30 protein-coding genes and 1 pseudogene are annotated in these 26,538 nt (G+C 65.9%); 20 read left to right on the forward strand and 11 right to left on the reverse strand.

The genetic code is table 11. The annotated features are described in order from the left end of the window. The first annotated feature begins 61 nt into the window (after positions 1 to 61). The 5 genes from ACVILH_RS10140 to ACVILH_RS10160 all read left to right on the forward strand — a co-directional run bounded on the left by ACVILH_RS10140 (position 62) and on the right by ACVILH_RS10160 (position 4,207). Complete coding sequence (locus ACVILH_RS10140; protein WP_456712766.1) at positions 62 to 550, forward strand: MarR family winged helix-turn-helix transcriptional regulator; 489 nt, start codon at positions 62 to 64, stop codon at positions 548 to 550. Positions 551 to 646: 96 nt separating this feature from the next. Further along, a complete protein-coding gene (locus ACVILH_RS10145) occupies positions 647 to 2,017 on the forward strand; it encodes a glutamate--cysteine ligase (RefSeq protein ID WP_456712767.1) in 1,371 nt (456 codons plus the stop codon). Between the two features lie 268 nt (positions 2,018 to 2,285). Then, positions 2,286 to 2,948: a PAN domain-containing protein gene (locus ACVILH_RS10150; protein ID WP_456712768.1), complete on the forward strand. Its 663-nt coding sequence runs from the start codon at positions 2,286 to 2,288 to the stop codon at positions 2,946 to 2,948. A 134-nt stretch (positions 2,949 to 3,082) separates the two neighbouring features. Continuing rightward, complete coding sequence (locus tag ACVILH_RS10155) at positions 3,083 to 3,484, forward strand: thioredoxin family protein (RefSeq protein ID WP_456712769.1); 402 nt, start codon at positions 3,083 to 3,085, stop codon at positions 3,482 to 3,484. A gap of 6 nt (positions 3,485 to 3,490) precedes the next feature. Then, complete coding sequence (locus tag ACVILH_RS10160) at positions 3,491 to 4,207, forward strand: cytochrome c biogenesis CcdA family protein (protein WP_456712770.1); 717 nt, start codon at positions 3,491 to 3,493, stop codon at positions 4,205 to 4,207. Positions 4,208 to 4,235: 28 nt separating this feature from the next. Here the strand turns inward: ACVILH_RS10160 and ACVILH_RS10165 are convergent, their stop codons facing one another. The 4 genes from ACVILH_RS10165 to tldD form a co-directional block, all read right to left on the reverse strand. Continuing rightward, positions 4,236 to 4,805 carry a nucleotidyltransferase family protein gene (locus tag ACVILH_RS10165; protein ID WP_456712771.1) on the reverse strand — a complete coding sequence of 190 codons (570 nt, stop codon included), beginning with the start codon at positions 4,803 to 4,805 and terminating at the stop codon, positions 4,236 to 4,238. An 82-nt stretch (positions 4,806 to 4,887) separates the two neighbouring features. After that, positions 4,888 to 5,226, reverse strand: a complete 339-nt coding sequence (locus ACVILH_RS10170) for an MmcQ/YjbR family DNA-binding protein (RefSeq protein ID WP_456712772.1) — start codon at positions 5,224 to 5,226, stop codon at positions 4,888 to 4,890. Positions 5,227 to 5,239: 13 nt separating this feature from the next. Further along, positions 5,240 to 6,031: a signal peptidase I gene (gene lepB / locus ACVILH_RS10175; protein WP_456712773.1), complete on the reverse strand. Its 792-nt coding sequence runs from the start codon at positions 6,029 to 6,031 to the stop codon at positions 5,240 to 5,242. After that, on the reverse strand, positions 6,028 to 7,452 hold the full coding sequence (gene tldD / locus ACVILH_RS10180) for a metalloprotease TldD (protein WP_456712774.1): 1,425 nt from the start codon (positions 7,450 to 7,452) through the stop codon (positions 6,028 to 6,030). The genes lepB and tldD overlap by 4 nt, the downstream gene beginning before the upstream one ends. A gap of 84 nt (positions 7,453 to 7,536) precedes the next feature. On the opposite strand from tldD, the gene ACVILH_RS10185 reads away from it, so the two are divergent. Further along, on the forward strand, positions 7,537 to 8,037 hold the full coding sequence (locus tag ACVILH_RS10185; RefSeq protein ID WP_456712775.1) for an N-acetyltransferase family protein: 501 nt from the start codon (positions 7,537 to 7,539) through the stop codon (positions 8,035 to 8,037). Positions 8,038 to 8,120: 83 nt separating this feature from the next. Here ACVILH_RS10185 and ACVILH_RS10190 read toward each other — a convergent pair whose 3' ends face one another. Next, positions 8,121 to 8,747, reverse strand: a complete 627-nt coding sequence (locus ACVILH_RS10190) for an invasion associated locus B family protein (protein ID WP_456712776.1) — start codon at positions 8,745 to 8,747, stop codon at positions 8,121 to 8,123. A 472-nt stretch (positions 8,748 to 9,219) separates the two neighbouring features. On the opposite strand from ACVILH_RS10190, the gene coxB reads away from it, so the two are divergent. The 10 genes and pseudogenes from coxB to ACVILH_RS10240 all read left to right on the forward strand — a co-directional run bounded on the left by coxB (position 9,220) and on the right by ACVILH_RS10240 (position 17,284). Further along, a complete protein-coding gene (gene coxB / locus ACVILH_RS10195; protein WP_456712777.1) occupies positions 9,220 to 10,050 on the forward strand; it encodes a cytochrome c oxidase subunit II in 831 nt (276 codons plus the stop codon). Between the two features lie 70 nt (positions 10,051 to 10,120). Further along, a pseudogene (gene ctaD, locus ACVILH_RS10200) lies at positions 10,121 to 11,736 on the forward strand (cytochrome c oxidase subunit I). Positions 11,737 to 11,910: 174 nt separating this feature from the next. Further along, positions 11,911 to 12,849 carry a heme o synthase gene (locus ACVILH_RS10205; RefSeq protein ID WP_456712778.1) on the forward strand — a complete coding sequence of 313 codons (939 nt, stop codon included), beginning with the start codon at positions 11,911 to 11,913 and terminating at the stop codon, positions 12,847 to 12,849. A 7-nt stretch (positions 12,850 to 12,856) separates the two neighbouring features. Continuing rightward, a complete protein-coding gene (locus ACVILH_RS10210) occupies positions 12,857 to 13,033 on the forward strand; it encodes a CoxF protein (RefSeq protein WP_456712779.1) in 177 nt (58 codons plus the stop codon). A gap of 20 nt (positions 13,034 to 13,053) precedes the next feature. Next, positions 13,054 to 13,719 carry a cytochrome c oxidase assembly protein gene (locus ACVILH_RS10215; RefSeq protein WP_456712780.1) on the forward strand — a complete coding sequence of 222 codons (666 nt, stop codon included), beginning with the start codon at positions 13,054 to 13,056 and terminating at the stop codon, positions 13,717 to 13,719. A gap of 87 nt (positions 13,720 to 13,806) precedes the next feature. After that, complete coding sequence (locus tag ACVILH_RS10220; protein WP_456712781.1) at positions 13,807 to 14,664, forward strand: cytochrome c oxidase subunit 3; 858 nt, start codon at positions 13,807 to 13,809, stop codon at positions 14,662 to 14,664. 209 nt (positions 14,665 to 14,873) lie between these two features. Beyond that, entirely contained in the window at positions 14,874 to 15,263 is a 390-nt protein-coding gene (locus ACVILH_RS10225; protein ID WP_456712782.1) for a DUF983 domain-containing protein, read from the forward strand. A gap of 325 nt (positions 15,264 to 15,588) precedes the next feature. After that, positions 15,589 to 16,347 (forward strand): SURF1 family protein, encoded by a 759-nt coding sequence (locus tag ACVILH_RS10230; protein WP_456712783.1) that lies wholly within the window; start codon positions 15,589 to 15,591, stop codon positions 16,345 to 16,347. Between the two features lie 105 nt (positions 16,348 to 16,452). After that, positions 16,453 to 16,932 (forward strand): MerR family transcriptional regulator, encoded by a 480-nt coding sequence (locus tag ACVILH_RS10235; RefSeq protein ID WP_456712784.1) that lies wholly within the window; start codon positions 16,453 to 16,455, stop codon positions 16,930 to 16,932. After that, positions 16,817 to 17,284, forward strand: coding sequence for a carboxymuconolactone decarboxylase family protein (locus tag ACVILH_RS10240; protein ID WP_456716930.1), 468 nt, complete (start codon positions 16,817 to 16,819; stop codon positions 17,282 to 17,284). The genes ACVILH_RS10235 and ACVILH_RS10240 overlap by 116 nt, the downstream gene beginning before the upstream one ends. 414 nt (positions 17,285 to 17,698) lie before the next feature. Here the strand turns inward: ACVILH_RS10240 and ACVILH_RS10245 are convergent, their stop codons facing one another. Then, positions 17,699 to 18,532, reverse strand: coding sequence for a PhzF family phenazine biosynthesis protein (locus ACVILH_RS10245; RefSeq protein ID WP_456712785.1), 834 nt, complete (start codon positions 18,530 to 18,532; stop codon positions 17,699 to 17,701). A 665-nt stretch (positions 18,533 to 19,197) separates the two neighbouring features. On the opposite strand from ACVILH_RS10245, the gene thrC reads away from it, so the two are divergent. The 4 genes from thrC (at position 19,198) to ACVILH_RS10265 (ending at position 23,409) form a co-directional block, all read left to right on the forward strand. Beyond that, a complete protein-coding gene (gene thrC, locus ACVILH_RS10250) occupies positions 19,198 to 20,613 on the forward strand; it encodes a threonine synthase (protein ID WP_456712786.1) in 1,416 nt (471 codons plus the stop codon). Continuing rightward, positions 20,613 to 21,902: a M16 family metallopeptidase gene (locus ACVILH_RS10255; RefSeq protein WP_456716931.1), complete on the forward strand. Its 1,290-nt coding sequence runs from the start codon at positions 20,613 to 20,615 to the stop codon at positions 21,900 to 21,902. The genes thrC and ACVILH_RS10255 overlap by 1 nt, the downstream gene beginning before the upstream one ends. Before the next feature lie 91 nt (positions 21,903 to 21,993). Continuing rightward, positions 21,994 to 22,581 (forward strand): GNAT family N-acetyltransferase, encoded by a 588-nt coding sequence (locus ACVILH_RS10260; protein ID WP_456712787.1) that lies wholly within the window; start codon positions 21,994 to 21,996, stop codon positions 22,579 to 22,581. Positions 22,582 to 22,797: 216 nt separating this feature from the next. Further along, positions 22,798 to 23,409, forward strand: a complete 612-nt coding sequence (locus tag ACVILH_RS10265; protein ID WP_456716932.1) for a hypothetical protein — start codon at positions 22,798 to 22,800, stop codon at positions 23,407 to 23,409. Positions 23,410 to 23,513: 104 nt separating this feature from the next. Here ACVILH_RS10265 and ACVILH_RS10270 read toward each other — a convergent pair whose 3' ends face one another. The 5 genes from ACVILH_RS10270 to ACVILH_RS10290 all read right to left on the reverse strand — a co-directional run bounded on the left by ACVILH_RS10270 (position 23,514) and on the right by ACVILH_RS10290 (position 26,069). Continuing rightward, positions 23,514 to 24,005 (reverse strand): F0F1 ATP synthase subunit B family protein, encoded by a 492-nt coding sequence (locus ACVILH_RS10270; RefSeq protein ID WP_456712788.1) that lies wholly within the window; start codon positions 24,003 to 24,005, stop codon positions 23,514 to 23,516. After that, positions 24,005 to 24,565 (reverse strand): F0F1 ATP synthase subunit B family protein, encoded by a 561-nt coding sequence (locus tag ACVILH_RS10275; RefSeq protein WP_456712789.1) that lies wholly within the window; start codon positions 24,563 to 24,565, stop codon positions 24,005 to 24,007. Before ACVILH_RS10275 ends, ACVILH_RS10270 begins: the two co-directional genes overlap by 1 nt. Positions 24,566 to 24,593: 28 nt before the next feature. Beyond that, entirely contained in the window at positions 24,594 to 24,821 is a 228-nt protein-coding gene (locus ACVILH_RS10280) for a F0F1 ATP synthase subunit C (RefSeq protein WP_006615622.1), read from the reverse strand. A 38-nt stretch (positions 24,822 to 24,859) separates the two neighbouring features. Continuing rightward, on the reverse strand, positions 24,860 to 25,603 hold the full coding sequence (locus ACVILH_RS10285) for a F0F1 ATP synthase subunit A (RefSeq protein ID WP_456712790.1): 744 nt from the start codon (positions 25,601 to 25,603) through the stop codon (positions 24,860 to 24,862). Between the two features lie 88 nt (positions 25,604 to 25,691). After that, positions 25,692 to 26,069, reverse strand: a complete 378-nt coding sequence (locus ACVILH_RS10290) for an AtpZ/AtpI family protein (RefSeq protein ID WP_456716933.1) — start codon at positions 26,067 to 26,069, stop codon at positions 25,692 to 25,694. Positions 26,070 to 26,538: the final 469 nt, after the last annotated feature.

The raw sequence follows: 26,538 nt of genomic DNA on the forward strand, positions 1-26,538 counted from the left end.
CAAGATTGATGCAGCTGCATCGAATGCGCTAGAACGAGGACCAGAGGATACGAGCCGGCCCATGAAACGCAAACCATCGACCGAGGCGACCGCCGCCTGGATCCGCCTGATGCGGGTCCAGAGCCGGGTGCTCGACTGTGTCGAGCAGGAGCTGAAGAAGGCCGGGTTCCCGCCGCTCGCCTGGTATGATGCGCTTCTCGAGCTGTCGCGTGCGCCTACGGGTGAACTGCGCCCGGTCGAGCTGGAGCGGCAGATGCTGATCCCGCAATATTCCACCTCCCGCCTGATCGACCGGCTGGTCGATGAAGGCCTGGTGGTCAGGCGCGAATGCAAGATCGATAAGCGGGGCCAGTTCGTCGAGATCACCGAGGCCGGCCGCGAGTTGCGAACGCGGATGTGGTCGGCCTATTCGGCCGCGATCGAGAAGCATGTCGGCTCGAAGCTGTCGGATGCCGACGCCGCCAAGCTCTGCATGCTGCTCGACCGGCTCGGCTGCTCCTGCGGCCAAGCCGCGCAACTCTCGGCCGCAGAAGGCGCGTCACCCCGATGAGCCATCTGATGTCATTCACATCCGCGGTCCCCAGGGGTCCGCGGCCCTTCCTGTCACCCCGCGCTGTCACCGACGCGCCTTTCCACCGAGACTCCCATGGCGCGTGACCAGATCGATATGACCCCGCTGCAGTCGCGCGACGAGCTCGTGGCGTGGCTGGAGGCCGGCGTGAAGCCGCCGTCGGCGTTTCGCATCGGCACCGAGCACGAGAAGACGCCGTTCACGCTCGACGGTCACCGCCCCGTGCCTTACGAGGGCGCCCGCGGCATCGGCGCGCTGCTGGAGGGCATGAAGCTGCTGCTCGGCTGGGAGCCGATCATGGAGCGCGGCAATATCATCGGGCTCTATGACGTGACCGGTGGCGGCGCGATCTCGCTGGAGCCGGGCGGCCAGTTCGAATTGTCCGGCGCCCCGGTCGAGACCGTGCATCAGACGCATTCCGAGCTGATGGCGCATCTGGCGCAGGTGCGCGAGATCGCGACCCCGCTCGGCATCGGCTTTCTTGGCCTCGGCATGACGCCGTCCTGGACGCGCGCCGAAATCCCCGCGATGCCCAAGGGCCGCTACAAGATCATGCGGGACTACATGCCGAAGGTCGGCAGCTACGGCCTCGACATGATGTTCCGGACCTGCACGGTGCAGACCAATCTCGACTTCTCCTCCGAAGCCGACATGATCAAGAAGCTGCGGGTGTCGGTGGCCTTGCAGCCGATCGCGACCGCGCTGTTCGCCAACTCGCCGTTCACCGAGGGCAAGCCGAACGGCTATCTGTCGTTCCGCTCCGAGATCTGGCGCGACACCGACAATCAGCGTTCCGGCATGATCCCGTGGGCGTTCGAGGACGGCATGGGGTTCGAGCGCTGGGTCGACTACGCGCTCGACGTTCCCATGTATTTCGTCAAGCGCGAGGAAAACTACATCGACGTCTCCGGCACCTCGTTCCGCGACTTTTTCGAAGGCAAGAATCCGGCGATGCCCGGCGAGCGTCCGACGCTATCGGATTGGGCCAACCACCTCTCGACGATCTTCCCGGAGGTGCGGCTGAAGCGTTATCTGGAGATGCGCGGCGCCGATGGCGTGCCGTGGGGCCGGCTGCCGGCTCTGCCGGCGTTCTGGGTCGGCCTGCTCTATGACGACACCAGCCTCGATGCCGCGTGGGACCTGGTCAAGACCTGGACCGCGTTCGAGCGCCAGAACCTGCGCGACGACGTCCCGCGCCTCGGCTTCAAGGCGCGCATCCGCAATCGCTACGTGTTCGAGGTCGCGAAGGACTGCCTGACGCTCGCCCATCACGGCCTGCGCCGGCGCAACCGCGTCGACCAGAGCGGCCGCGACGAGAGCCGCTACCTCGAGCCGCTCGACCAGATCATCGATTGCGGCCGCTCGCCGGCCGAGGAGATGCTCGAGAAGTTCAACGGTCCCTGGCACGGCTCGGTCGAGCCGGCCTATGACGAATATGCGTTCTGATCGTTCACGATCGCGCTGAGCATCTTGGGCGCGCGGCGGTTTCGTTGGTCGCGCGTCTTGCGCCTGATCCGGCAAGCCGCCAGCGCGGCATCTGTCTGCTATTTTGTTTCGTTATGTGTCTGGCGTCCGTTTGGGCCGCTGTCTGCCGTTGCTTTGCCTTTGGCCGTTCCGTTCGGTTTGGCCTCGTTCATCGGCCATACAGGTTCGTGGCCATCAAATGACGGTCCAAGAACACGTCAGAAAAACGCGAACGTTAACAATGGGTCCAATGGTTCAGCGGCGCGCGGGGCGCCTCGTCGGGGCATGGCTGCGCGTCTGCGTCGGCCTGATCGCTGCTGCTTGCCTGACGCCGGCCCACGCCCAGACCTATTCGGATCGTCCCGGCGGCGACTACATGAGCGCGCCGATCGAGTCGGGTGACCCGGCCGACTGTGCCCTGCTGTGTGAGCATGACAAGCGCTGCCGCGCCTGGAGCTTCAATTATCCGACCGTGATGGAAGGCGGCGCCGTCTGCTGGCTGAAGAACAGCGTGCCGGCGCGCGTGCCCGATAATTGCTGCGTCTCCGGCGTGCGCGGCGCGGGGGTCGTGGAGATCCGCAACGACGCCGTGGAAACCTCGATCGACCGCCCTGGCGGCGATTACCGCAGCTTCGACATCAAGACCACCGATCTCAAGGCCAACGACAAGGTCGAAAAGCCTGCCGAGAAGGTTGCTGACAAGGGCAGCGACACCAAGCCGGCGGACAAGAAGGACGAGAAGGCGGCCGACGCCGAGGAGATCTGCAAGGCGGCCTGCACGGGCGACAACAAATGCCGCGCCTGGACCTTCGCGCGGCCCGGCTATGCCGGCAAGGAGGCGCATTGCTTCCTGAAGAAGGAGATCAAGCCGCCGCGGCGCCGGGCCGGCTTCACGTCCGGCGTGGTTCGCTGACGCGTCCCGCCCTGGCCTCAGAATTATTTCTCCGTCGGCGCGTAACATTGCAGCAGCCCCGTCCGAAATGAGTTGCGGCGCCTGACGGCTCTCGCCGCCGGCTGCCTGTCGCAACGCAGAGATCGGGGCTTGCCATGATGTTTTCGCGCAGGTTGTTTGCCACCGCAGCGGTCGCTGCCACCTTCGCTGTCGTCGGGCTCGGGACGGCCTTCGCCGTCGAGACCACGCCCTATACGGACGCCGCCTTCAAGGCGGCGCAGACCGCCGGCCAGCCGATCCTGATCGAGATCCATGCCGTCTGGTGCTCCACCTGCAAGGCGCAGAAGCCGATCATCGACAAGCTCGCGGCCGAGCCGAAATTCAAGGACCTGAAGATCTTCCGCGTCGATTTCGACGACCAGAGGCCGGCGGTGAAAGGTTTTGGCGCGCAGATGCAATCGACCCTGATCGTGTTCAAGGGCGCGAGCGAGACCGGCCGCTCTGTCGGCGACACCAAAGAAACCTCGATCGCGGCGCTGCTCGACAAGAGCCTGTAACGCGCCATGGTCGCGCTGGCGCTGGCCTTCGTGGCCGGCCTGCTCTCGATCCTGTCGCCCTGCGTGCTGCCGCTGGTGCCGATCGTGCTCGGCGCGGCGGCCTCAGTGCATCCGCGCGGCGCGCTGGCGCTCGCGGCAGGCCTTGCGCTGTCGTTCACCGGCATCGGCCTGTTCATCGCGCTCGCAGGCAATAGCGTCGGACTCGATGCCGGCGTGTTCCGCCTCATCGCAGCGGTCCTCATGCTGACGATCGGCGTCGTGCTGCTGGTGCCGTCCTGGCAGGCGCAGCTCGCAATCGCCGGCGGACCGGTGCAGCGCTGGGCCGACCGGCACTCCCAGGGCTTCGCGGCGGCAGGCGCCGGCGGTCAGTTTGCGGTCGGCTTGCTGCTCGGCGCGGTCTGGTCACCCTGTGTCGGTCCGACGCTCGGCGCCGCCTCGCTGCTGGCCTCGCAGGGGCGCGACTTGGTGCGCGTGACGCTGACGATGCTGGCATTCGGCCTCGGCGCCGGCCTGCCACTGGTCGTGCTCGGACTGGTGTCGCGCACCACCATGATGCAGCTCCGTGAGCGGCTGCTGTCGGCCGGCAAGCTCGGCAAGATGCTGATGGGCGCGGCCTTCGTCCTCGTGGCAGTCGCGATCCTGAGCGGCGCCGACAAGCAGCTCGAGGCTTGGCTGGTCGCGATCTCGCCGGGGTGGCTGACCGAGCTGACTACATCGATTTAGAGTGAAGGAGCTGGTGCTCCTCGCGGGATCACTCCTCGGGTGTGATCACCGTGATCTCGGGCCAGAGCGTCTTCCACCGCTCCGCCTTGGCCGTGTAGTTCGCCGCCGAGAAATTGGCCGTGTAGTTCGGCTGCACGATCATCTGGTCGATATCGTCCAGGCCCTTGGGTGCATAGAGCTCGTATCCGTCGCGGATAGGACGCAGGCCGACCTGCGTGTTGGCGGTGAGGAACCGATCGATGCCATCGGTGGATCGCGACAGCGGCGGGTAGGGGCGGCCGTGCTTGGCCGGATACCAGAGATGAACGCGGGCCTGGTTGCGCACTTCCACCTTGGCGTCGATCCCGCCCAGACAGGACGCGACCCGCCGTATCACCGCATCTTCGGCATCCCACGACGTGTCGGGATCGAAATAGAACACATCGTAGTCGAGGATGCCGTGGTCGACGGGGCGGCCGCTGCGCACATTCCAGACCGTCTGCACCAGACAGCCCGAGACCAGCCACGCATCCGGCAAGGCTGTCGCGCGCAGCACGTCGATGATCGCCGCGTTCACGTGATTGCGCAGGGCTGACGTGACGAAGTCATCCTCGGTCATGTCCCATGATAACACGCCAATACCGTCCGCTCACGCGGACATCGCGGCATGCCTCGCGAGGGATGGGGAAAAGACCGAGCGTTCAGCCGCGATCGAACGCGGCAAGCGCCTTCTTCGACGCCAGTGTCCGCCACTGCCGCCGCAACAGCGGCTCGACGTCGGCGGTCCCTGCCTGTGAGAGCCGCAGCAGCACGATCGGATAGTCGCGGTAGTGGTCGGTGAAATAGAACTGCTGCGGCCGTGTTTCGACCAGCATCGCGCGCTCGTCCGGCGGAACGCCGGGCAGAACGAGGCTGTCGCCGTCCTCCTTCAGCCGCGTCAGCATCTTCTTGCGGACCTTCAGCGCCGGCGTGCCGTAGGACGTGCCGTCCTCGACCTCCGGCCATGCCAGCGCGAGTGCCCTGACATCGTCGAAGGTCACGGTCGCCGTCCGCTCAGCGCACCGCGGTGAAGAAGCGGTCGAGACGGAAGCCGGACAGCCAAGCCCAGACCGGCTGGTTCTTGAAGCCGAGATCCCAGGAGCCGACAACCGCGTCGGCGCGGCCGACGAGATTGTCGATCGGCAGCAGGCCGACGCCACCGTCGCGCAGGGAGACGCGGCTGTCGGCGGAGTTGTCCCTGTTATCGCCGAGCACGAACAGCTTGCCCGGCGGCACGGTCACTTCCGGCGTGTTGTCGAGGCGGCCGTTGTCGCGCATCTTGAAGATCAAATGCGACACGCCGTTCGGCAGTGTCTCGACGTAGCGATAGGCCGGCTCGTTGCGGCCGGTGTCGTCTTCGGCGTCGCCGATGCCGTCAGGCTTGAGCTGGGCGGCCTGGCCGTTGATGTAGAGCTGACCCTGGCGCATCTGGATGCGGTCGCCGGGCAGGCCGACGACGCGCTTGACCCAGGCCTGCGAGGTGTCGCCCGGCCAGCGGAACACGACGACATCGCCGCGCTTTGGCGTCTCGCCGAACAGGCGCCCGGTCTCCGGCAAGGTGATCTGCATCGGCAGCGACGAGGTGCCGTAGCCATACGGGAATTTCGACGCGAGCAGCGCGTCGCCGATCAGCAGCGTCGGCTCCATCGAGCCCGAGGGCACGTAGAACGGCTCGGCGATGGCGCCCTTGGCGAGGAAGACGACCGCGACCACGGCGGCGAGCTGGGCGATCTGCCCAGTCCACGTCGTCTCCTTGCGCGGCGCTTTGGTGCTGACCTTGCTCGTGGACATCTTGTCGAGGCTCATCGGCCCGTGCCTCCCACCGTGATGCGATCCATGCGAAGCGTCGGCTGTCCCACGCCGACCGGCACGCCCTGGCCGTTCTTGCCGCAGGTGCCGATGCCGGTGTCGAGCGCGAGATCATTGCCGATCATGCTGATGCGGTTGAGGTCGGTCGGGCCGTTGCCGATCAGCATCGCGCCCTTCACCGGCGCACCGACCTTGCCGTTCTCGATCTTGTAGGCCTCGGTGCATTGGAAGACGTATTTGCCCGAGGTGATGTCGACCTGGCCGCCGCCAAAGTTGACGGCATAGATGCCGTTCTTGACCGAGGCGATGATCTCGGCCGGATCGCGCTCGCCGGCCAGCATGTAGGTGTTGGTCATGCGCGGCATCGGCACATGCGCGTAGCCCTGGCGACGGCCATTGCCGGTCGGCGCCATGTTCATCAAGCGCGCATTCTGGCGGTCCTGCATGTAGCCGACGAGAATGCCGTCCTCGATCAGCACGGTGCGGCTGGTCGGCGTGCCCTCGTCGTCGATCGACAGCGAGCCGCGGCGCGAGGCCATGGTGCCGTCGTCGACCACGGTCACCCCCTTGGCGGCGACCGGCTTGCCCATCAGGCCTGCGAAGGCCGAGGTCTTCTTGCGGTTGAAGTCGCCTTCCAGGCCGTGGCCGACCGCTTCATGCAGCATCACGCCGGGCCAGCCGGCCCCTAACACGACGTCCATCTCGCCGGCGGGGGCGGGGACGGAGTCGAGATTGACCAGCGCCTCACGAAGCGCGCCGTCGGCAGCCTCGCGCCACGCCTTGGTCTCGATGAAGCGCGCATAGGCCTCGCGGCCGCCATAGCCCTTGCTGCCGCTCTCCTGGCGGTCGCCCTGGCCGGCGACCACGGAGACGTTGACGCGCACCAGCGGGCGGATGTCGCGATAGCTCTCGCCGTCGGGGCGCAGGATTTCCACGACCTGCCAGGTCGCACCCAGGCTCACCGTCACCTGGCGCACGCGCGGATCCTTGTCGCGCAAATAGGCGTCGATCTCGCCGAGCAGCTTGACCTTGCTTTCGAACCCGGGCGCGTCGAGCGGATTGTCGTCACCATAGAGGCGCACATTGGTGTGCGGCGGCGCGCTTGCGAACGTGCCGGAATAGCCGCCCCGGACAGCGCTGACCGCGTCCGCCGCGCGCATCAGCGCCGGCAGCGACACGTCGGAGGAATGGGCGTAGCCGACCGCATCGTCCTTCACCGCGCGCAGGCCAAAGCCCTGGCTGGTGTCGTAGGTCGCCTGCTTGAGCCGGCCGTTGTCGAAGGTCAGCGCCTCGGTCTGGCTGTATTCGAAGAACAATTCGCCGTCATCGGCGCCGGCCAGGCCCCGCGCGACCTCGCTCCGGACCGCATCACGATCCAGATTGGCGCGCTCGAGCAGGGAAGTTGTGGGAGCTGTCATGGGTCAATCCGTTGTCGGAGCGTTCATTCCAAGATAGTTGTTTTGACGCCGGGGCGCGAGGGGCAGGATGATTACCGAACGGACATGGTTGAGATCGTTCCCATTACCGCCGCCTACATCGAGAGCTTCCATCGCACGCTGGACTGCGTCGCGCGCGAACGGCGCTATTTGTCTTTCGTGCAGGCGCCGCCGCTGGATAAGACGCGCGCCTTCATTCTGAACAATATCAACGAGGGCTATCCGCAATTCGTCGCTCTCTCCGCCGGGGAGGTGGTCGGCTGGTGCGATGTGACGCCCAAATCTGGGCCGATCGATGCCCGGGTCGGAGTGCTCGGCATGGGCCTTTTGCCGCAGTTCCGACACCAGGGGCATGGACGACGCCTGATGTCCGCAACTCTAGAGGCGGCCCGGGCGGCCGGGTTCTCCCGCGTCGAGCTGAACGTCTATCGCGGCAATGCCAATGCGATCCGGCTGTACCAGAAGGCGGGCTTCCTGTTGAAGGCCGTAGAGCCGCGGGAAGCCGGCCATGACGGCTTCGACCGGACCCTGCTGGTGATGGCCTTGGCGCTGGACCCGTCGCGCTGAGCGGGCGCGTGCTGGAGGTGAGGCGAGAACGCCAGCCGATCACGGCAATGTGCGTCAAATCGTGACGTCAATTCAGCGCGACGTCAGGGCAACTTGTCAAAGCCGTCGGCGAGGCCGTTGAGGCTCAGCGGGAAGCCGATGCCTTCCTCCGGCGTCTCGAAGATGATGAAGGTCGCGGTCTTCGCCGTCTTGAGCTGGCCGAGCAGCTTGTCCTCCAGCACCACCTCGGCGACGCAGCCGTTCGGCAGGCAGCGCACGAAGCCGGCGCGGCCGACATCCTGGTTGTCGAGCTTGAGGCCGAGGCCGGACGGCAACAGCACGCCGAGCGGCGCGACCACGCGCATCAACCGGCTCTTCTGATCCGCGGTCTTGAGCATGATCACGGTGAGGCCGGCATTGGAGCGGTCCTCGGCGACGACGCTCTGGATCAACGCGCATTGCTCGGTCTGCGCGCCCGGCGGCGTGTCGCAGCGGATCTGCCAGTCGCCATGCACCGAGCGCACGGCGCCCTGCGCGAGCGCGGCGTGAGGCACGCCGATTGCAGTCGCGATCACCACAATCGCTGTCGCTGCGGCAGAGACCAGCGCGACGACGCGCGTCAAGGAGTTGCGCGCGGCGCTGAGTCGGCACGAACGGCGCGAGTCATTCGCAGCTGGGCGTCGCACGTCAGCTGTCCTGTCCGTTGAAACCCTGGTGCGGGTCAGTGCCATGACAAATTCCTGTGGGTGATCTGCGCATCCGACGCCATGATACGGCAATGATGGCGTCATGAGGACCGCCTCACCAGCCTACGGCACGAAACGATACGAAATATGGCCGCATCCGGTGCACGGCCGCTGCGCCTCGCCGAATCAGCGTCGCAACCGGCCATGTTCCGTTGCCTACATCGCAGCATGCGCCTGTCAAGCGCTCGTTGTCCGGGAAATCACGGCATGCGGCAATTTCTCGGAAAATTAGCTCATCGTAACGCATGACGCTGCGCGCGAAATCCGGCTTAAGACTGCATTGCGATAGATCAAGAATTATGGTTTGAGAAGAAAGATTTCGTCATTCCAGTGAACTGGCCCAGGTGCTTTTCTAAGCGTCCGCCCGAAGGCCATTTGTCAGGAGAGCGGATCGACGGCGCGCCGCGCGAAGCTCGCGGAGCGCTGAGGGGGAAAGTTCTGAAGGGAGCGCGACGGCATGAAGATGTCGAAAGGCCAATTGGGCGCCTGCTTGCTGGGATTGGCCGTAGCGGGCATGACGGGTGGATCGGCATTTGCTGAAAGCGGGCAGCCGGCCCCGTGGGAATACAAGCTGCAGGAAGCCGCATCGCCGGTGATGGAGAACATCACCTGGTTCCATGGCCTGCTGCTGACGATCATCACGCTGATCACTCTGTTCGTGCTCGCGCTTCTGGTCGCCGTCGTCGTGAAGTTCAATGCGCGCGCCAATCCGGTGCCGTCGCGGACCACGCACAACACGCTGCTCGAAGTGGCGTGGACGCTGATCCCGGTCTTGATCCTCGTCACCATCGCGGTGCCGTCGTTCCGCCTGCTGTTCCTCGAGCTCGACGTGCCGAAGGCCGATCTGACGATCAAGGCGACCGGCAAGCAGTGGTACTGGAGCTACGCCTATCCCGACAACGGCAAGTTCGAGTTCGACTCGCTGCTGGCGCAGGACAAGAAGCCCCGCCTGCTGGCGGTCGATAATGAGATGGTCGTGCCGGTCAACAAGGTTGTTCGTGTCCAGACCACCGGCGCCGACGTGATCCACTCCTGGGCGATCCCGTCCTTCGGCGTGAAGATCGACGCCATTCCGGGTCGTCTCAACGAGACCTGGTTCAAGGCGACCAAGGTCGGCATGTATTACGGCCAGTGCTCCGAGCTCTGCGGCAAGGATCACGCCTACATGCCGATCGCGGTGCGCGTCGTGAGCGACCAGGAGTTCACCGCCTGGGTCGAGGACGCCAAGAAGAAGTACGCCAGCGCGCCCACGAGCACCTACGCCTCTGCTGCGGACGTGCAGCAGTAACGCACGGGGACGAACGCGAAGGAATTGAGGGCCGCGTCACGCGGTCCACGGGGACACTGAGGATTGGACAATGGCGACGAACGTAGCGACCCATACCGGCCATGACGATCACGCGCACGACCATCCGACCGGATGGCGGCGCTGGGTCTATTCGACCAACCACAAAGACATCGGCACGATGTATCTGATCTTCGCGGTGTGCGCCGGCATCATCGGCCTCGCCATGTCGGTCGCGATCCGCATCGAGCTGATGTATCCGGGCGTTCAGCTCTTCCACGAGAACCATACGTACAACGTGTTCGTAACCTCGCACGGCCTGATCATGATCTTCTTCATGGTCATGCCGGCGATGATCGGCGGCTTCGGCAACTGGATGGTGCCGCTGATGATCGGTGCGCCGGACATGGCGTTCCCGCGCATGAACAACATCTCGTTCTGGCTGCTGCCCGCCTCGTTCGCGCTCCTTCTCACCTCGACCTTCGTCGAGGGCGAGCCCGGCGCCAACGGCGTCGGCGCCGGCTGGACGATGTATGTGCCGCTGTCGACCTCCGGCCATCCGGGTCCGGCCGTCGACTTCGCGATCCTGTCGCTGCATCTCGCCGGTGCATCGTCGATCCTCGGCTCGATCAACTTCATCACGACGATCTTCAACATGCGCGCGCCGGGCATGACCCTGCACAAGATGCCGCTGTTCGTGTGGTCGATCCTGGTGACGGTGTTCCTGCTCTTGCTGTCGCTGCCGGTGCTCGCCGGCGCCATCACCATGATGCTGACCGACCGCAATTTCGGCACCACCTTCTTCGATCCGGCCGGCGGCGGCGACCCGGTGCTGTTCCAGCACCTGTTCTGGTTCTTCGGCCATCCGGAAGTGTACATCCTGATCCTGCCCGGCTTCGGCATGATCAGCCAGATCGTCTCGACCTTCTCGCGCAAGCCCGTATTCGGCTATCTCGGCATGGCCTACGCCATGGTCGCGATCGGCGGCATCGGCTTCGTGGTGTGGGCGCACCACATGTACACGGTCGGCATGTCCTCGGCGACGCAGGCCTATTTCGTTGCCGCCACCATGGTGATCGCGGTGCCCACGGGCGTGAAGATCTTCTCCTGGATCGCCACGATGTGGGGCGGCTCGATCGAGTTCCGCGCGCCGATGCTGTGGGCCGTGGGCTTCATCTTCCTGTTCACGGTCGGCGGCGTCACCGGCGTGGTGCTGGCGAACGCCGGCGTCGACCGCGTGCTGCAGGACACCTATTACGTCGTCGCGCACTTCCACTACGTGCTGTCGCTCGGCGCCGTGTTCGCGATCTTCGCCGGCTGGTACTACTGGTTCCCGAAGATGTTCGGCTACATGTACTCGGAGACGATCGCCAAGGCGCATTTCTGGGTCACCTTCATCGGCGTGTGAACCTGGTGTTCTTCCCGCAGCACTTCCTTGGCCTGTCGGGCATGCCGCGCCGCTACATCGACTATCCGGATGCGTATGCCGGCTGGAACCTGATCTCCTCGCTGGGCTCCTACATCTCGGCCTTCGGCGTGCTGATCTTCATCTACGGCGTTGTCGATGCCTTCCGGCGCAAGCAGCAGGCGGCCGCCAATCCGTGGGGACCGGGCGCGACGACCCTGGAATGGACCCTTTCCTCGCCGCCGCCGTTCCACCAGTTCGAGGTGCTGCCGAAGGTGCAGTAAGCCCGACGGCATCCATATGCGGCGCCGTGATCGGCGCCGCATCGACATCTGCCAGCCGGTGCGTCCTTGCTTTCACTCTCGGGCGCGCCGGCCGGATCTCCGAAGCCAAATTGCTGACCTGCGCGCATCCGCGCGAATGTCCAGCGCCATTTTGAATTGAAGTCTGGATTCGCCGTGTCGGTCATTGATCAGAACGCCATCGCCGTCGGCCCGCGGATTTCCGAGGCCGATGTGGGCGATTATCTCGCGCTGCTGAAGCCGCGGGTGATGTCGCTCGTGATCTTCACCGCGCTGATCGGCCTTCTGATCGCCCCCGGCCATTTCCACCCCATCCTCGCGATCACCTCGCTGTTGTGCATCGCCGTCGGCGCTGGCGCGTCCGGCGCGCTGAACATGGCGCTGGAAGGCGACATCGACGCGCTGATGTCGCGCACCGCCAACCGCCCGATCCCGCGCGGACGCGTGACCCGCCAGGAGGCGCTCGCCTTCGGCATCACGCTGTCGTTCTTCTCGGTGCTGACGCTCGGCATCCTCGTCAACTGGATCGCCGGCGCGCTGCTCGCCTTCACGATCTTCTTCTACGTCGTGATCTACACGCTGTGGCTGAAGCGCTGGACCGCGCAGAACATCGTCATCGGCGGCGCCGCCGGCGCGCTGCCGCCGGTCGTCGCCTGGGCCGCGGCCACCGGATCGGTGGCGCCGGAGCCGCTCTGGCTATTCCTGATCATCTTCTTCTGGACCCCGCCGCATTTCTGGGCCCTGGCGCTGTTCCGCACCGACGATTACGCCCGCGCCGGCGTGCCGATGCTGCCCGTGGTCGCCGGTCCCGATGCGACCCGGCTGCAGATCCTGCTCTACACCATCGTGCTGGTGGCGATCGCCGCCGCGCCCTGGCCGCTCGGCTATTTCGATGCCGTCTACGGCGTCGTCTCGCTCGCGCTCGGCGCCGGCATGCTGTGGCTGGCCATCGATGTGTTCCGGAAGCGTGAGCGCCTCGCCTCGCTGCGCGCCAATCGCAAGCTGTTCGGCTTCTCGATCCTGTATCTGTTCGCGCTGTTCGCGACGCTCGGTCTCGAGGCGGTCGCGCGCATGATCGCGCCGCTGATCTGGTAAAGGACGAATGGCAGGCGCGATGGTCGATCCGAATGAGCCAGAGGGCATCGTCCTCACCGAGGCGCAACTGCGCAGCCGCCGCCGGCGGTCGATCGCGATTGCGCTGGCGCTCGGCGTCCTCGTGGTGCTGTTCTTCGCAGTCACCATGGTCAAGGGCCCCGCGGTGCTGAAGCGGCCGATGTAGCGGATGTGAGTAGCCAGCCGATGGACGATAGCGACCAGACCCCTCCGACATCAGCGCAGGCTGCGCCGGCACCCGCCGCGCAGGGCTCCGTCCGGTCGCGCTGGAGCCTTGGTCGCGATGCGATGGTCGGCACGATCTGCGGCGCGGTCGTCGTGCTGATGGTCGGCGCCTCCTATGCCGCCGTGCCGTTCTATAACTGGTTCTGCCGCGCCACCGGCTTCAACGGCACTACGCAGGTCGCGACATCGGCGCCGTCGTCGGCGCCGCTGGCGCGCCGCATCGGCGTGCGCTTCGACTCCAACGTCGCCGGCGGGCTGCCCTGGAAGTTCGAGCCGGAGAAGACCGAGATCGAGGTCGCGATCGGCGAGGTCGTCACGGTCTACTACAAGGTCACCAACCAGTCGGCGCGCACCACCATGGCGCAGGCCGCCTACAACGTGGCGCCGCTGACCTCGGGCGCCTACTTCCAGAAGATCAACTGCTTCTGCTTCACCGAGCAGACCATGGCCCCGGGCGAGACCCGCGAGATGCCGGTCGTGTTCTACGTCGATCCGGCGATCACCGCCGATCCCGAGAACGACTCGCTGAAGACGATCACGCTGTCCTACACCTTCTATCCCGTTCGCGACGCCGGGCCGAAGCCGGTGGCTGCGGGCGAGCCGGACAAGCCGCGGGGCAATCTATGACCGCGGCGACCTCCGAAATTCGGGGACCATCGCTGTTGAACGACACTTTGCCGGGGCGACCGGCATCGATCTGGGGAGAGACTTGCCATGGCTGAGGCGCACGCCAAGCATCACGACTACCATCTGGTTGATCCAAGCCCGTGGCCGTTCGTCGGCTCGGTGTCGGCCTTCATCATGGCGTTCGGCGCGATCGGCTGGATGCACAAGATGTTCGGCGCCGCGCCGATCGTGTTCGGCATCGGCACCATCGGCGTGCTCTACACGATGGCGAGCTGGTGGGGCGACGTCATCAAGGAAGCCCAGTACAAGGGCGACCACACCCGCGTGGTGCAGCTGCATCACCGCTACGGCATGATCCTGTTCATCGCCTCCGAGGTGATGTTCTTCGTCGCCTGGTTCTGGGCCTATTTCAACGTCGCGCTGTTTCCGGGCTACGAGGTGCAGGCGACCCGCGACGCGCTGATCGGCGGCGTCTGGCCGCCCAAGGGCATCGAGACCTTCGACCCCTGGCACCTGCCGCTCTTGAACACGCTGATCCTGCTGACCTCGGGCACCACCGTGACCTGGGCGCATCACGCGCTGCTCGAAGGCGACCGTAAGGGCCTGAAATACGGCCTGATCCTCACCGTCCTGTTGGGTGCGACCTTCACCTGCGTGCAGGCCTATGAGTACAGCCACGCGACGTTCTCCTTCGCCGGCCACATCTACGGCGCCACCTTCTTCATGGCGACCGGCTTCCACGGCTTCCACGTCCTGGTCGGCACGATCTTCCTGATCGTCTGCCTGCTCCGCGCCTATGCCGGCCACTTCACCCCGAAGCAGCATCTCGGCTTCGAGTTCGCCGCCTGGTACTGGCACTTCGTCGACGTGGTCTGGCTGTTCCTGTTCATCTGCATCTACGTCTGGGGCCACGGCGCCGAGTCGATGGCGCACGGCGCGCACTGACGCCGGCCGCGCACCGGCTCCGTCGACGTGTGAAGGAAGGGCGGCCGTCTGGCCGCCCTTTCTCGTTGAGTCGCGGCTCCCGGGTCATTTAAACGTGACGGGTGATCCGAATGTGATCAGCGCTCGCCGCCTGCGGTTGTATCACCACAGGCGCGTGCGCCCGGCGGCCCGGATCGAGACCAGGGGCAAGACATAAGGGGCAAGACATCATGACCATCCATCCGCCCGTCACCTTGACCCAGACCATCTTTCGCGGGCTTGCCTGCCGCTGCCCCCGCTGCGGCCAGGGCAAGCTGTTCGAGGGCTTCCTCAACTTACGCAAGCGCTGCGAGGCCTGCGACCTCGACTACGCCTTCATCGACACCGGCGACGGTCCCGCGATCTTCATCATGATGCTCGCCGGCGCCATCGTCGTCGGCGCCGCCCTGATCGTCGAGGTCAAGTATCAGCCGCCATTCTGGGTGCACGCCGTGTTGTGGGGCCCGCTGATCCTGGTCACGACATTGCTGCCGCTCCGCGCCATGAAGTCGCTGCTGATCTCCCTCCAATTCCACCACAAAGCCGCCCCCGGCCGCCTCGTGGACAAGACGCCGCAATGAGTTGTTGTTGGGGCCAGGACATCAGTCGCGTGATGATCGCACGTTCGAGGCGGACGGCGATCATGATTTGCTCTTTCCCGCCCAAGATATCTGAGCAGTCACCGGTGCGCTCCCTCTCCCCGTTCTTACGGGGAGAGGGTTGGGGTGAGGGGCAGCCGCACGGGAAGTGTATGCGGATCGACCTGTACCCCCTCACCCGGATTGCATCTGACGATGCAATCCGACCTCTCCCCGCAAGCGGGGCGAGGTTGGCACCGAGCCCGCCGTGCCGTCTGCCTCCTCATCAAATCCGAGAGGCGTCAGACTTGGCCAATTCAACCGCCTCATGACCTCCACCCTTCCCAAAACGTCCTCCCGCGCCTTCGCCGCCTTCACCCTCGTGATGGTCGCGCTGTTCATCGGCCTCGGCGTCTGGCAGTTGCAGCGCCGCGCCGCCAAGCACGCGCTGATCGCAGCGCTCACCGATCGCGTCGCCGCCGCTCCTGCCCCGCTGCCGCCGCCAAGCGACTGGCCCACGCTGACGCCCGAGCGGGACGAATTCCGCCGCGTCAGCTTCACAGCTGTCTACGCCAAGCTTCCCGACGCCATGGTCTACAGCGCCGGCTCGGCCGTGCGCGAGGACGTCTCCGGCCCCGGCACCTGGGCTTTCCTTCCGGCGCGCCTGCCCTCCGGCGAGACCCTCGTGATCGACGCCGGCTTCGTCGCCAACACGATGCAGGAGCGCAGCATCCAGGATCGCCAGGTCGGCAAGCTCGTCACCGGCGAGCCGGTGACCTTGACCGGCTATCTGCGCTTCCCCGAAGCTGCCGGCCTGCTCACCGCGGCTGAGAACCGCGACAAGCGCCTGTGGTTCACCCGCGACCATCTCGCGATGGCCCGCGCGCTCGGCTGGGGCGAGGTCGCGCCGTTCTACATCGATCTGGAATCCCCGGCGCCGGAGAACGGCACGCCCAAGCCCGGCCCGCTGTCGCCGCATCTGCGGGACGAGCACATGCAATATGCGATCACCTGGTTCTCGCTGGCGGCCGCGCTCATCGCTGCCTTCGCCGTGTGGGCGCGAGGACGGCGCGCAGCGAACGGCTGAAGCCGCCGCCTCTCAGGCCGCTCATGTCCCCGGCGAAACGCCACTTGACTTAGAGTGCGCTCGAACCCGTAGCCTGCCTGGCGTCGTGAATGAGATGAGGCACGCATGAAGATCGGCGAGCTGGCCAGGCAGTCGGGGCTGACGGCCCACACGATCCGCTACTATGAGCGGATCGGTCTGCTGCCCAGAGCTGATCGCGATCATGCCCGCCAGCGGGACTACGACGCATCGATCCTGACCTGGATCGAATTTCTCGGCCGCCTGAAGGCGACGGGAATGCCGATCCGGGACATGCTCCGTTATGCTGAGCTGCGTGCCCGCGGCGCCGCCACCGAGCCGGAACGACGCCGGCTGTTGGAGCGGCATCGCGAGGCGGTCCGGGCGCGCGTCGCCACATTGCGGGATTGTCTTCTCGTTCTCGACGGCAAGATCGCCGGCTATGCCGGCAGCAGCGAGAGGACTGATGACGATGACGCAATCGATTCCAAGCCGATCCGCGACAACGAGCACGGTGCCGACCGGCGCGCAATCCGGCGCCAACCACGATCAGGATCGGTTGGCGCGCGGCCGGCGCGCGCTCGATAGAATCGATGGAGAGGCCGGTCACAATGTGATCGCGGCGCTCGCCGACATCGCGCCTGACTTCGCCACCTACGTGATCGAATTCCCGTTTGGCGACATCTATTCGCGCCCGGGTCTCGATCTGCGCAGCCGCGAGATCGCGACCATCGCGGCGCTGACCGCGCTCGGCAATGCCAGCCCGCAGTTGAAGGTGCATATTCACGCCGGCCTCAATGTCGGCCTCAGCCGCGAGGAGATCACCGAGGTCATCATGCAGATGGCGGTCTATGCCGGCTTTCCCGCGGCCCTCAACGGGTTGTTCGCCGCAAAGGCGGTGTATGCCGAGGCGGACGCAAAGGCCGGCGCGGCCGCTTAGAGCGTGATGTGTTTGTACGGATCGCGCCTCGCGCACGCTCCCGATTCCGCAGCGCGCAGCTTCGAGGTCAGCCCCGCTGCTACCCTCCCCTGGAGGGGGAGGGTCGGCTCATAGGCGCGAAGCGCGTGTGAGCCGGGGTGGGGTGATCTCTCCACTTACACCGGTTTCCGCGGCTTCACCCCACCCCGCTCGCCCGCTGCGCGTGCGATCGACCCTCCCCCTCCAGGGGAGGGTGAGACTGAGATGGCGGCGCCTTCCGCCGTGATCATCGGGGCATGGCGGTTGAAGCATGATGCGTTTCCGCGCGATCACATCGTGCTCCATGTATGAGCGACGACCGAGGGCGTCATGGCCCGCACGAGAGAAGCGAGATGCGGGACGGGTGGTGACCCGCATGTCGCCCGCGGAGGCGGGCTACGCCTCGATCGACCTCGCGCTGCCTGACACCTTCACCGGCGCACCCGCAGGCCCATCGAGATCAACCTGCAGGCAGCACGGCACACCCATGTCCTCGCCTTGCCGGATCACGATCGGTCCTTGGGCCGGCCACGCCAGCTCGCGCAGATAGCCGGCGAGCGCCGCGGCGGCCGCGCCCGTCGCCGGGTCTTCATAGACACCACCGAACGGAAACGGATTGCGCGCGTGAAGCAGCTCCGGCGTCTCGGCGTGAACGAGGGCGAAGGTGCAGTAGCGCTCGCGCTGCGCCAGCGCCTGGCCGCGGCTGAATTCGTAAGCGATGGCCGCGAGGCGGCCGCGGTCGCGCAGGGCGATCACCGGATGATCCATTCCGGCATGGGCGATGACCGGCGGAATCCGCGCGTCGAGCTCGCCCTGCGTCAGTCCGAACAGCGCGAGGATCTCGTCCAATGCGGCCGGTGACAGCGCGCGGGTCTGCGTCGGCGGCGATCGAAACGCCGCACCCCATTCGGTTGTCGAATGATGCCCGTCGACCGTGATGTCGGCATGATTGAGCTTGAGGGCAAATGTCCCCGAGCGTTCGTGCCGCGCCAGCGCCGCGCCGAGCGCGATGGTCGCATGCCCGCAAAAGTCCACCTCGGCCTGCGGCGCGAAGTAGCGCACCCGCCATCCGTCACCGTCCGGCGCCGCAAACGCCGTCTCGGAATAGCCGATCTCCGCCGCCATCGCCTGCATCGCAGCAGGCTCGGGCAGCGTCTCGCCGATGACGACACCCGCCGGATTGCCGCCGCGCGGTCCGTCGGTGAAGGCTGCGATGCGTTGGATGATCATGGGCGGACTCGCGCTTGATCGTTGTCTGCGAATGTTAGGCGTCCGGCGCCCGCAAGTGAAGATCGGCAAGCGGACCAGCCGCTGCGAGGCTGCCTTTCACCTCGGGTCACGCGCCTCTCTCATGAGAATGTGGTGTGAGATCTGGCTACACGAGAGGTGTCGTCCTTGCGCACGCAGGGACCCATACCGCGGAAATCTAAGTTTGGCGCGCAACTGCCAGTCATCGTCTCACGAAGGGCGGTGGTTATGGGTCTCTGCGTTCGCACGGACGACAGCAGGGTGAGAAGGCACTACGCTCCCTCATCGCGAGACGATGGCGGCCTCTTCGCCGACCTGAGTCCCCCGACGCGGGTGCCAGCCGGCATCCGGTCTTCCCTGCGCCCTCTGCTTCTTGGAGGGAGAATGGTTGCAAAGCTCGGGCGCCGATTGCGTCGCGGGAATGCTGCTCCACGTTCTGCTGTACGCCGGGGCGGCCCGAGTTGCCGATCCCGCTCCGGTCACCGTAACCCCGCCGTAACCCGCAGCGATGACCATCCCCGGGTCAACAACCGGTTTCGCAGCCTGCCCAAAACCATTATGGTGCCGGACCATGTTGCCGCCAGGCGGTTCCGATTTCGAGTTCAATCAACGGGTTATGGCCTGGTGACGCAGGTCAGGAGAGCGGTTTGACGCGCTATGTTTCGACCCGCGGGGAAGCCCCCGCGCTCACCTTCTGCGATGTGATGCTGACCGGGCTCGCCCGGGACGGCGGGCTGTACGTGCCCGAGACCTGGCCGCAACTGACGCCCGCGACCATCGCCTCGTTCTTCGGCCGGCCCTATTGGGAGGTCGCCGTCGAGGTGATCAAGCCGTTCGTCGCCGGCGAGATTTCCGATGCCGAGCTCGGCCGCATGGCCAATGAGGCCTATGCGACGTTCCGCCATCCGGCGGTGGTGCCGCTCGACCAGACCGCCCCGCACCAGTTCGTCCTGGAGCTGTTCCACGGCCCGACCCTGGCGTTCAAGGACGTGGCGATGCAGCTGATCTCACGGCTGATGGATCACGTGCTGGCCAAGCGCGGCGAGCGCACCACCATTGTGGTCGCGACCTCGGGTGATACCGGCGGCGCCGCGGTGGATGCTTTCGCCGGCCGCGACAATGCCGACCTCATCGTGCTCTATCCGCACGGCCGCATCTCCGAGGTGCAGCGCCGGATGATGACGACGTCGGGCGCGGGCAACGTGCATGCGCTGGCGATCGAAGGCCATTTCGACGACTGCCAGGCGCTCGTGAAGGGCCTGTTCAACCATCACGCCTTTCGCGATTCCGTCGCGCTGTCCGGCGTCAACTCGATCAATTGGGCCCGCGTCGTCGCCCAGGTCGTGTATTACTTCACAGCGGCGGTCGCCATCGGCGCGCCGCATCGCGCCGTCGACTTCACCGTGCCCACCGGCAATTTCGGTGACATCTTCGCCGGCTACGTCGCCAAGCGCATGGGCCTGCCGGTGCGCAAGCTGCGCGTCGCCACCAACGTCAACGACATCCTGGCGCGCACGCTTCAGACCGGCATCTACGAGGTGCGCGAGGTGCATGCGACGGCCTCGCCCTCGATGGACATCCAGGTGTCGTCGAACTTCGAGCGGTTGCTGTTCGAGGTCGGCGGCCGCGACGCCGGCACGGTGCGGCGGCTGATGGACAGCCTGAAGCAGTCCGGCCGCTTCGTGCTGCCGGATGCGATGCTGGCGGCGATCCGTGCCGATTTCGACGCCGGCCGTGCCGACGAGACCGAGACGGCGGCCGCGATTCGCGCCGCCTTCCGCGAGGCCGGCGATCTCGTCGATCCGCACACGGCGGTCGCGCTGGCGGTGGCCGATCGCGACGACACCGATCGATCGGTGCCGAACATCGTGCTGGCGACCGCGCATCCCGCCAAATTCCCCGATGCGGTCGAGGCGGCCTGCGGGCAGCGCCCGCATCTGCCGGTCTGGCTGGAAGGGCTGATGAGCAAGCGCGAGGACATCAGGATCATGCGGAACGATCAGGCCGAGGTGGAGACATTCATCCGCTCGGTCAGCCGGGCCGCCAAGCAGGGAATTGCATGATGGGTGTGGAAGTCACCAAGCTGCCGACGGGTCTGACGGTCGTCACCGACACGATGCCGCATCTGGAGACGGCGGCGCTCGGCGTCTGGGCGGGCGTGGGTGGTCGCGACGAGAAGCCGGACGAGCACGGCATCTCCCATCTGCTCGAGCACATGGCGTTCAAGGGCACGACGACGCGCAGCGCACGCGAGATCGTCGAGGCGATCGAGGCGGTCGGCGGCGATCTCAATGCCGGCACCTCGACCGAGACCACGGCCTATTATGCCCGCGTGCTGAAGGCCGATGTGCCGCTGGCGCTCGACGTGCTCGCCGACATTCTCGCCAATCCGTCCTTCGTGCCCGAGGAGCTGGAGCGCGAGAAGAACGTCATCGTGCAGGAGATCGGCGCGGCGCAGGACACGCCTGATGACGTCGTGTTCGAGCATCTCAACGAGCTGTGTTTTCCGGACCAGCCGATGGGCCGGTCGCTGCTCGGCACGGCGAAGACGCTCGAGGCGTTCGACCGCGACAAGCTGCACGGCTATCTCTCGACGCATTATCGCAGCCCCGACATGGTCGTCGCCGCAGCCGGCGCGGTCGACCACCAGCGCGTGGTCGAGGACGTGACCAAGCGCTTCGCCAGCTTCAACGGCGGCGAGGGGCCGAAGCCGCTGCCGGCCTCGTTCGGCAAGGGCGGCTCGCGGGTGGTGCATCGCGATCTCGAGCAGGCGCATCTGACGCTAGCGCTGGAAGGCGTGCCGCAGGCCGATCCGTCGCTGTTCTCGCTGCAGGTGTTCACCAACATCCTGGGCGGCGGCATGTCGTCCCGGCTGTTCCAGGAGGTGCGCGAGAACCGCGGGCTCTGCTACTCCGTCTATACGTTCCACGCGCCCTACAGCGACACCGGCTTCTTCGGCCTCTACACCGGCACCGATCCGGCCGACGCACCGGAGATGATGGAGGTCGTGGTCGACATCATCGGCAATGCGGTGGAGACGCTGAGCGAGGCCGAGGTCGCCCGCGCCAAGGCGCAGATGAAGGCGGGGCTGCTGATGGCTCTGGAGAGCTGCAGCGCCCGCGCCGAGCAGTTGGCGCGGCACATCCTGGCCTATGGCCGGCCGCAGACCTTGCAGGAGATGGTCGCCAAGATCGAAGCCGTCAGCGTCGAGAGCACGCGCGACGCGGCGCGTGCGCTCCTCGCACGCAGCAAGCCCGCCGTGGTCGCGCTCGGCAGCGGCAGGGGTCTGGACACGGCGGTGACTTTCGCCGAAGGTCTCACCGGGCCGAAGTCGAAGGCCCAGCTGCATTGAGCACGGGTCCTGACATCGCGAGCATCTGGCGGATTGCCGCTGGAAGCGACGGTGACGGATTCGGGTGCTGAAGAGCAGGGGAGCATCACCGATGGCCCTGTTTCGTCTACCGTCCAGTGGACCGGCCGCGCTCGCTCCGCGCGGCAATGGCCTGCTGTTGCGCGCGCCGCAGATGGCCGACTATGCGCAATGGGCGCGGCTGCGCGAGATCAGCCGCGATTATCTGACGCCGTGGGAGCCGATCTGGCCGTCCGACGACCTGACCCGGTCCGGCTTCCGCCGCCGGCTGCGCCGTTATGCCGAGGACATCTCGGCCGACCGCTCCTATCCCTTCATCGTGTTCCGCGAGCAGGACGGCGCCATGCTCGGCGGCATCACCCTGGCCAATGTTCGGCGCGGCATCGTCCAGGCCGGCACGATCGGCTACTGGATGGGGCAGCCGTTCGCGCATCATGGCTACATGACGTCGGCGCTGCGGCTGCTGCTGCCCACCTTGTTCGGCGAGCTCAATCTGCACCGGGTCGAGGCCGCCTGCATTCCGACCAATACGCCATCGATCCGCGTGCTCGAGAAATGCGGCTTCACCCGGGAAGGGTTGGCGCGGCGCTATCTCTGCATCAACGGGGTCTGGCAGGACCATTACCTCTATGGCCTGCTGCACGAGGATTTCAGAGGTTAGCATTTGTGATCGGGCGGGGAGAGTGCGAGGCCGAACGGGGCTGGTTCCGGCCTCTGAAATGGGTATAGACGCCTTCAATAGAGTCGCCTTGGTGCCGGCGTCCTTCGGCTGGTCCGCGATCGCGCGATCCGAGCCTGGGGTCGGGCCGTCGAGCCGGGCGGCCGAGATGCCGGGGACTTCGAGATGCGACAGATGCGTGTGATTCGGGTGGGGACGTTGGCGGCCGCTCTGCTGGCCTTGGGAACGGCAGCCGCCGCGCCGCCAGCCGCCGCTCAATCGCTCACCGACCGTTTCAAGAGCCTGTTCGGCGGCGGCTCGGATGACAAGGAGCAGCCCAACCTGCCCGCAGGCGGTCCGCCAGTGGATCCGACCGAGGGGCTGACCTGTCCCCAGGTCAACATCCGCTCCGGCGCCTCGACCTATGCGGTGGCTTTGCCGGGCAAGCAGGCCGTCGGCAACGACGTCCGCTTCCAGGCGTCGATCACCAAGACGGCGCGCGAGTGCAATCTCAACGGCGCCGAGATCATAGCCAAGATCGGCATCCAGGGCCGCGTCGTGGCGGGCCCAGCCGGCGCGCCGGCGACGGTCGATATCCCCATGCGTATCGCGGTGGTGCAGGGCGGCATCGGCGAGAAGGTGATCGCGACCAAGGCCTATCGGACCACGGTGCAGATGACCGGCGACGGCAGCGTCCCGTTCACGATCGTCGCCGAGGACATGGTCTATCCAGTGCCGCCGCCCGGCTCCAACGCCGACAATTACGTCTTCTATATCGGCTTCGACCCGCAGGCGCTGACGCCCGAGCGCGGCGGCAAGAAGCGGAAGTGACCTTGTGCCGTTGCCAAGGGGGCGACGGCGGAGAGAGGTTTGAGAAGCAAAAGGCCGGTGCGGGGCACCGGCCTTTTGGAAGATGTTGGTTGGTCGAGCGTCGCTCAGTTCAGCTTGCGGCTGACTTCCGCGATGCCCTTGGCGACCAGGTCCTCCCCGAGAGCGCCCTTGACCGACTGCGACAGCACGGTCGAGGCGGCCTGGACGGCGGCGTCGGCCGCGGCGGCCCGGACGTCGGCCAAAGCCTGGGCCTCGGCGAGGGCGATCTTGCTCTCGGCAGCCTTGGTGCGACGGGCGACGAAGTCTTCCATCTTGGCCTTGGCGTCCGCCGCGATGCGCTCGGCTTCCGCCTTTGCGCTCGTGACGATCTCCTCGGCCTCACGCTCGGCGCTGGCGCGGCGGGTCTGGTAGTCGGCGAGCACCTTGGCCGCCTCGTTCTTGAGCCGCTTGGCCTCGTCCAGCTCGTTCTTGATGCGCTCGGCACGGTGGTCGAGCGCCTTCAGGACCATGCGGTGGACACCGAGATAGGCGAACAGGCCCATCAGGATCACGAAGGCAATCGCAACCCAGGTTTCCGGATCAGCGAGCAAATGCATCAGGCTGTTCCCTTCAACGATGCATCGACCGCAGCTTCCACCGTCTTGGCCGCGGGGGCCTTGCCGGTGAGCTGCTGCACGATCGCGCTGGCCGCGTCAGCGGCGATGCCGCGGACATTGCTCATGGCGGTCGCACGGGTCGTGGCGATCGACGTCTCCGCCGCCGCGAGCTTGGCGGCGAGGCTGTCTTCCAGCGCCTTGCGCTCGGCCTCCGAGGAGGCCGCGAGCTTGTCTCGGGTCTCGGCACCGATTGCCTGGGCGCGGGCGCGAGCCGTCGCCAGCTCGGTTTCGTAAGCCTTCATGGCGGCTTCGGATTCATCCTTCAGCCGCTGTGCCTCGGCCAGATCGCCGTCGATCGCCTTCTGGCGGGCGTCGATCACGGCCCCGACCTTCGGCAGCGCCACACGCGAGACGATCACGTACAGCGCCACGAAGGCGATCACCAGAGAGACGATCTGGGAGGGGAAGGTTTCCTTCGAGAAGGGAGGGAAACCATGCCCGCCATCGGCCTCCGTATGGGCGCTTGCAGTGCCCTTGGCCTCACCATGACTTTCAGCCACGGGCTTCTCCTGTCCGGCTCAGGCCGTCTTAGACGGCGTACAGCAGGAGCAGGGCGATCAGCAGCGAGAAGATGCCGAGCGCTTCGGTCACCGCGAAGCCGAAAATCAGGTTACCGAACTGGCCCTGGGCGGCCGACGGGTTGCGCAGAGCAGCCGACAGGTAGTTGCCGAAGATGATGCCGATGCCGGCACCCGCGCCACCCATGCCGATGCAGGCAATGCCCGCGCCAATGTACTTCGCTGCGACCGGATCCATGACGAACTCCTTTGAGAGGTTTGGTAGAGAGGGCCGGATCAGTGGCCCGGATGGATAGCATCGTTGAGATAGATGCAGGTGAGGATCGTGAAGACGTAGGCCTGGAGGAACGCGACCATCAGCTCGAGGCCGGTCAGGGCGACCGTGAGACCGAGCGGCAGCAGCGCGCCGACCTTGCCGACGAAGCCGAGCGCGCCGAGCATGGTCACGAAGCTCGCGAACACTTTCAGCGTGACGTGGCCGGCCAGCATGTTGGCGAACAGACGGACGCTGTGCGAGATCGGGCGGGAGAAGAAGGAGATGATTTCGATCACGACCACCAGCGGCAGGATCACCGCAGGAATGCCGGAGGGCACGAACAGCTTAAAGAACTTCAGGCCGTTCTTGTAAAAGCCATAGATGATGACCGTCAGGAACACCAGCAGCGCCAGCGAGAAGGTGACGATGATGTGGCTGGAGACGGTGAAGGTGTAGGGAATGATGCCGACGATGTTCGAGACGAAGATGAACATGAACAGCGAGAACACCAGCGGGAAGAACGTCATGCCGTGCGAGCCGGCGCTGGTTCTGATGGTGTTGGCGACGAACTCGTAGGACAGCTCCACCACCGACTGGAACCGGCCCGGGACGAGCGCGCGCCCGGCGGCCATCATCATGACGGTGATGAGAACGACCGCGAGCAGCATGTACGCGGACGAATTGGTGAAGGCGATCTCCTGATTGCCGATGTGGCCGATCGTGAAGATCTTGTTGAGATGGAATTGATGGATCGGATCGATCATCCGCGTGGCGTCTCAGTTGTTCACCGGCCACGCCGGCGCTTTGCAATTCAATCGTCGGTCTTCCGCCCTGAGGTCTTCCGCGCGGATCTCATTGGCGGGACCTGTCGGGGGCGACGCCTGCAGATCTGACCACGTTCAACACGCCGGCGGCGAAGCCGAGCAGGAAAAACACGATAAATCCGAAGGGCGATGTCGACAGCAAGCGGTCGAAGCCCCAGCCAAGCACCGCGCCGACGAGGACACCGGCAATCAACTCCGAGGACAGTCGCAGGCCACGCGCCATGGCCGAAGCCCGGGCTGCAGTGTCACCGCCGCTGTTTCCAGGTTGATCAGCCCCGGTCTTTCGGCCGCCCCGAATTTCGGACAACCGTTGATCGAGACTTCCGAGCCTTGCGGAAAGCGCAACCTCATCAGGCGACTTGTCGCGATCTCCGTGTCCGCTGCTCTCGTTCGTGCCATCCGCCATGTGCTTGTCCGCCATGTGTGGAGACCCGACCCGTTGCTGCGAGTTTCAGGAAATAGCGCCCCATCGCCCTTTAAAGCCGCGCGGACCATACTGACCGCATCCCCCCAAGTCAAGATTGCGTGTTGAACTGTTAGATGCCTGAATTTGCTCGTTTTCTCGGCCTTTTCGTTAGATCGGGCCGACGTGTCACCGCGCCGCATCAACAGTGTTCTGTGCGGTTGCAATGCTGCTCGGATCGGCGCGGTCCTGGCCGTGCTGGCGGGACGCGCGCGCGTGGAGGCGGTTCCAGGTCCGCCCCGCCTGTGCCACGAGCCGCCGCGTTGAAATTCGACGCCGTCGCGCCTACGTCGGGAACAAGGGGGCGGCCTGTGGCCGCTCATCGCACGGAGCGGAATGTCACGGCGCCGACACAATGCAGGCGTGCATGACGACCGTCGTGAATCGCGCGTCGTGGCGCCTTGGAGGCTCG

The organism is Bradyrhizobium sp. USDA 4353, from assembly GCF_054063215.1.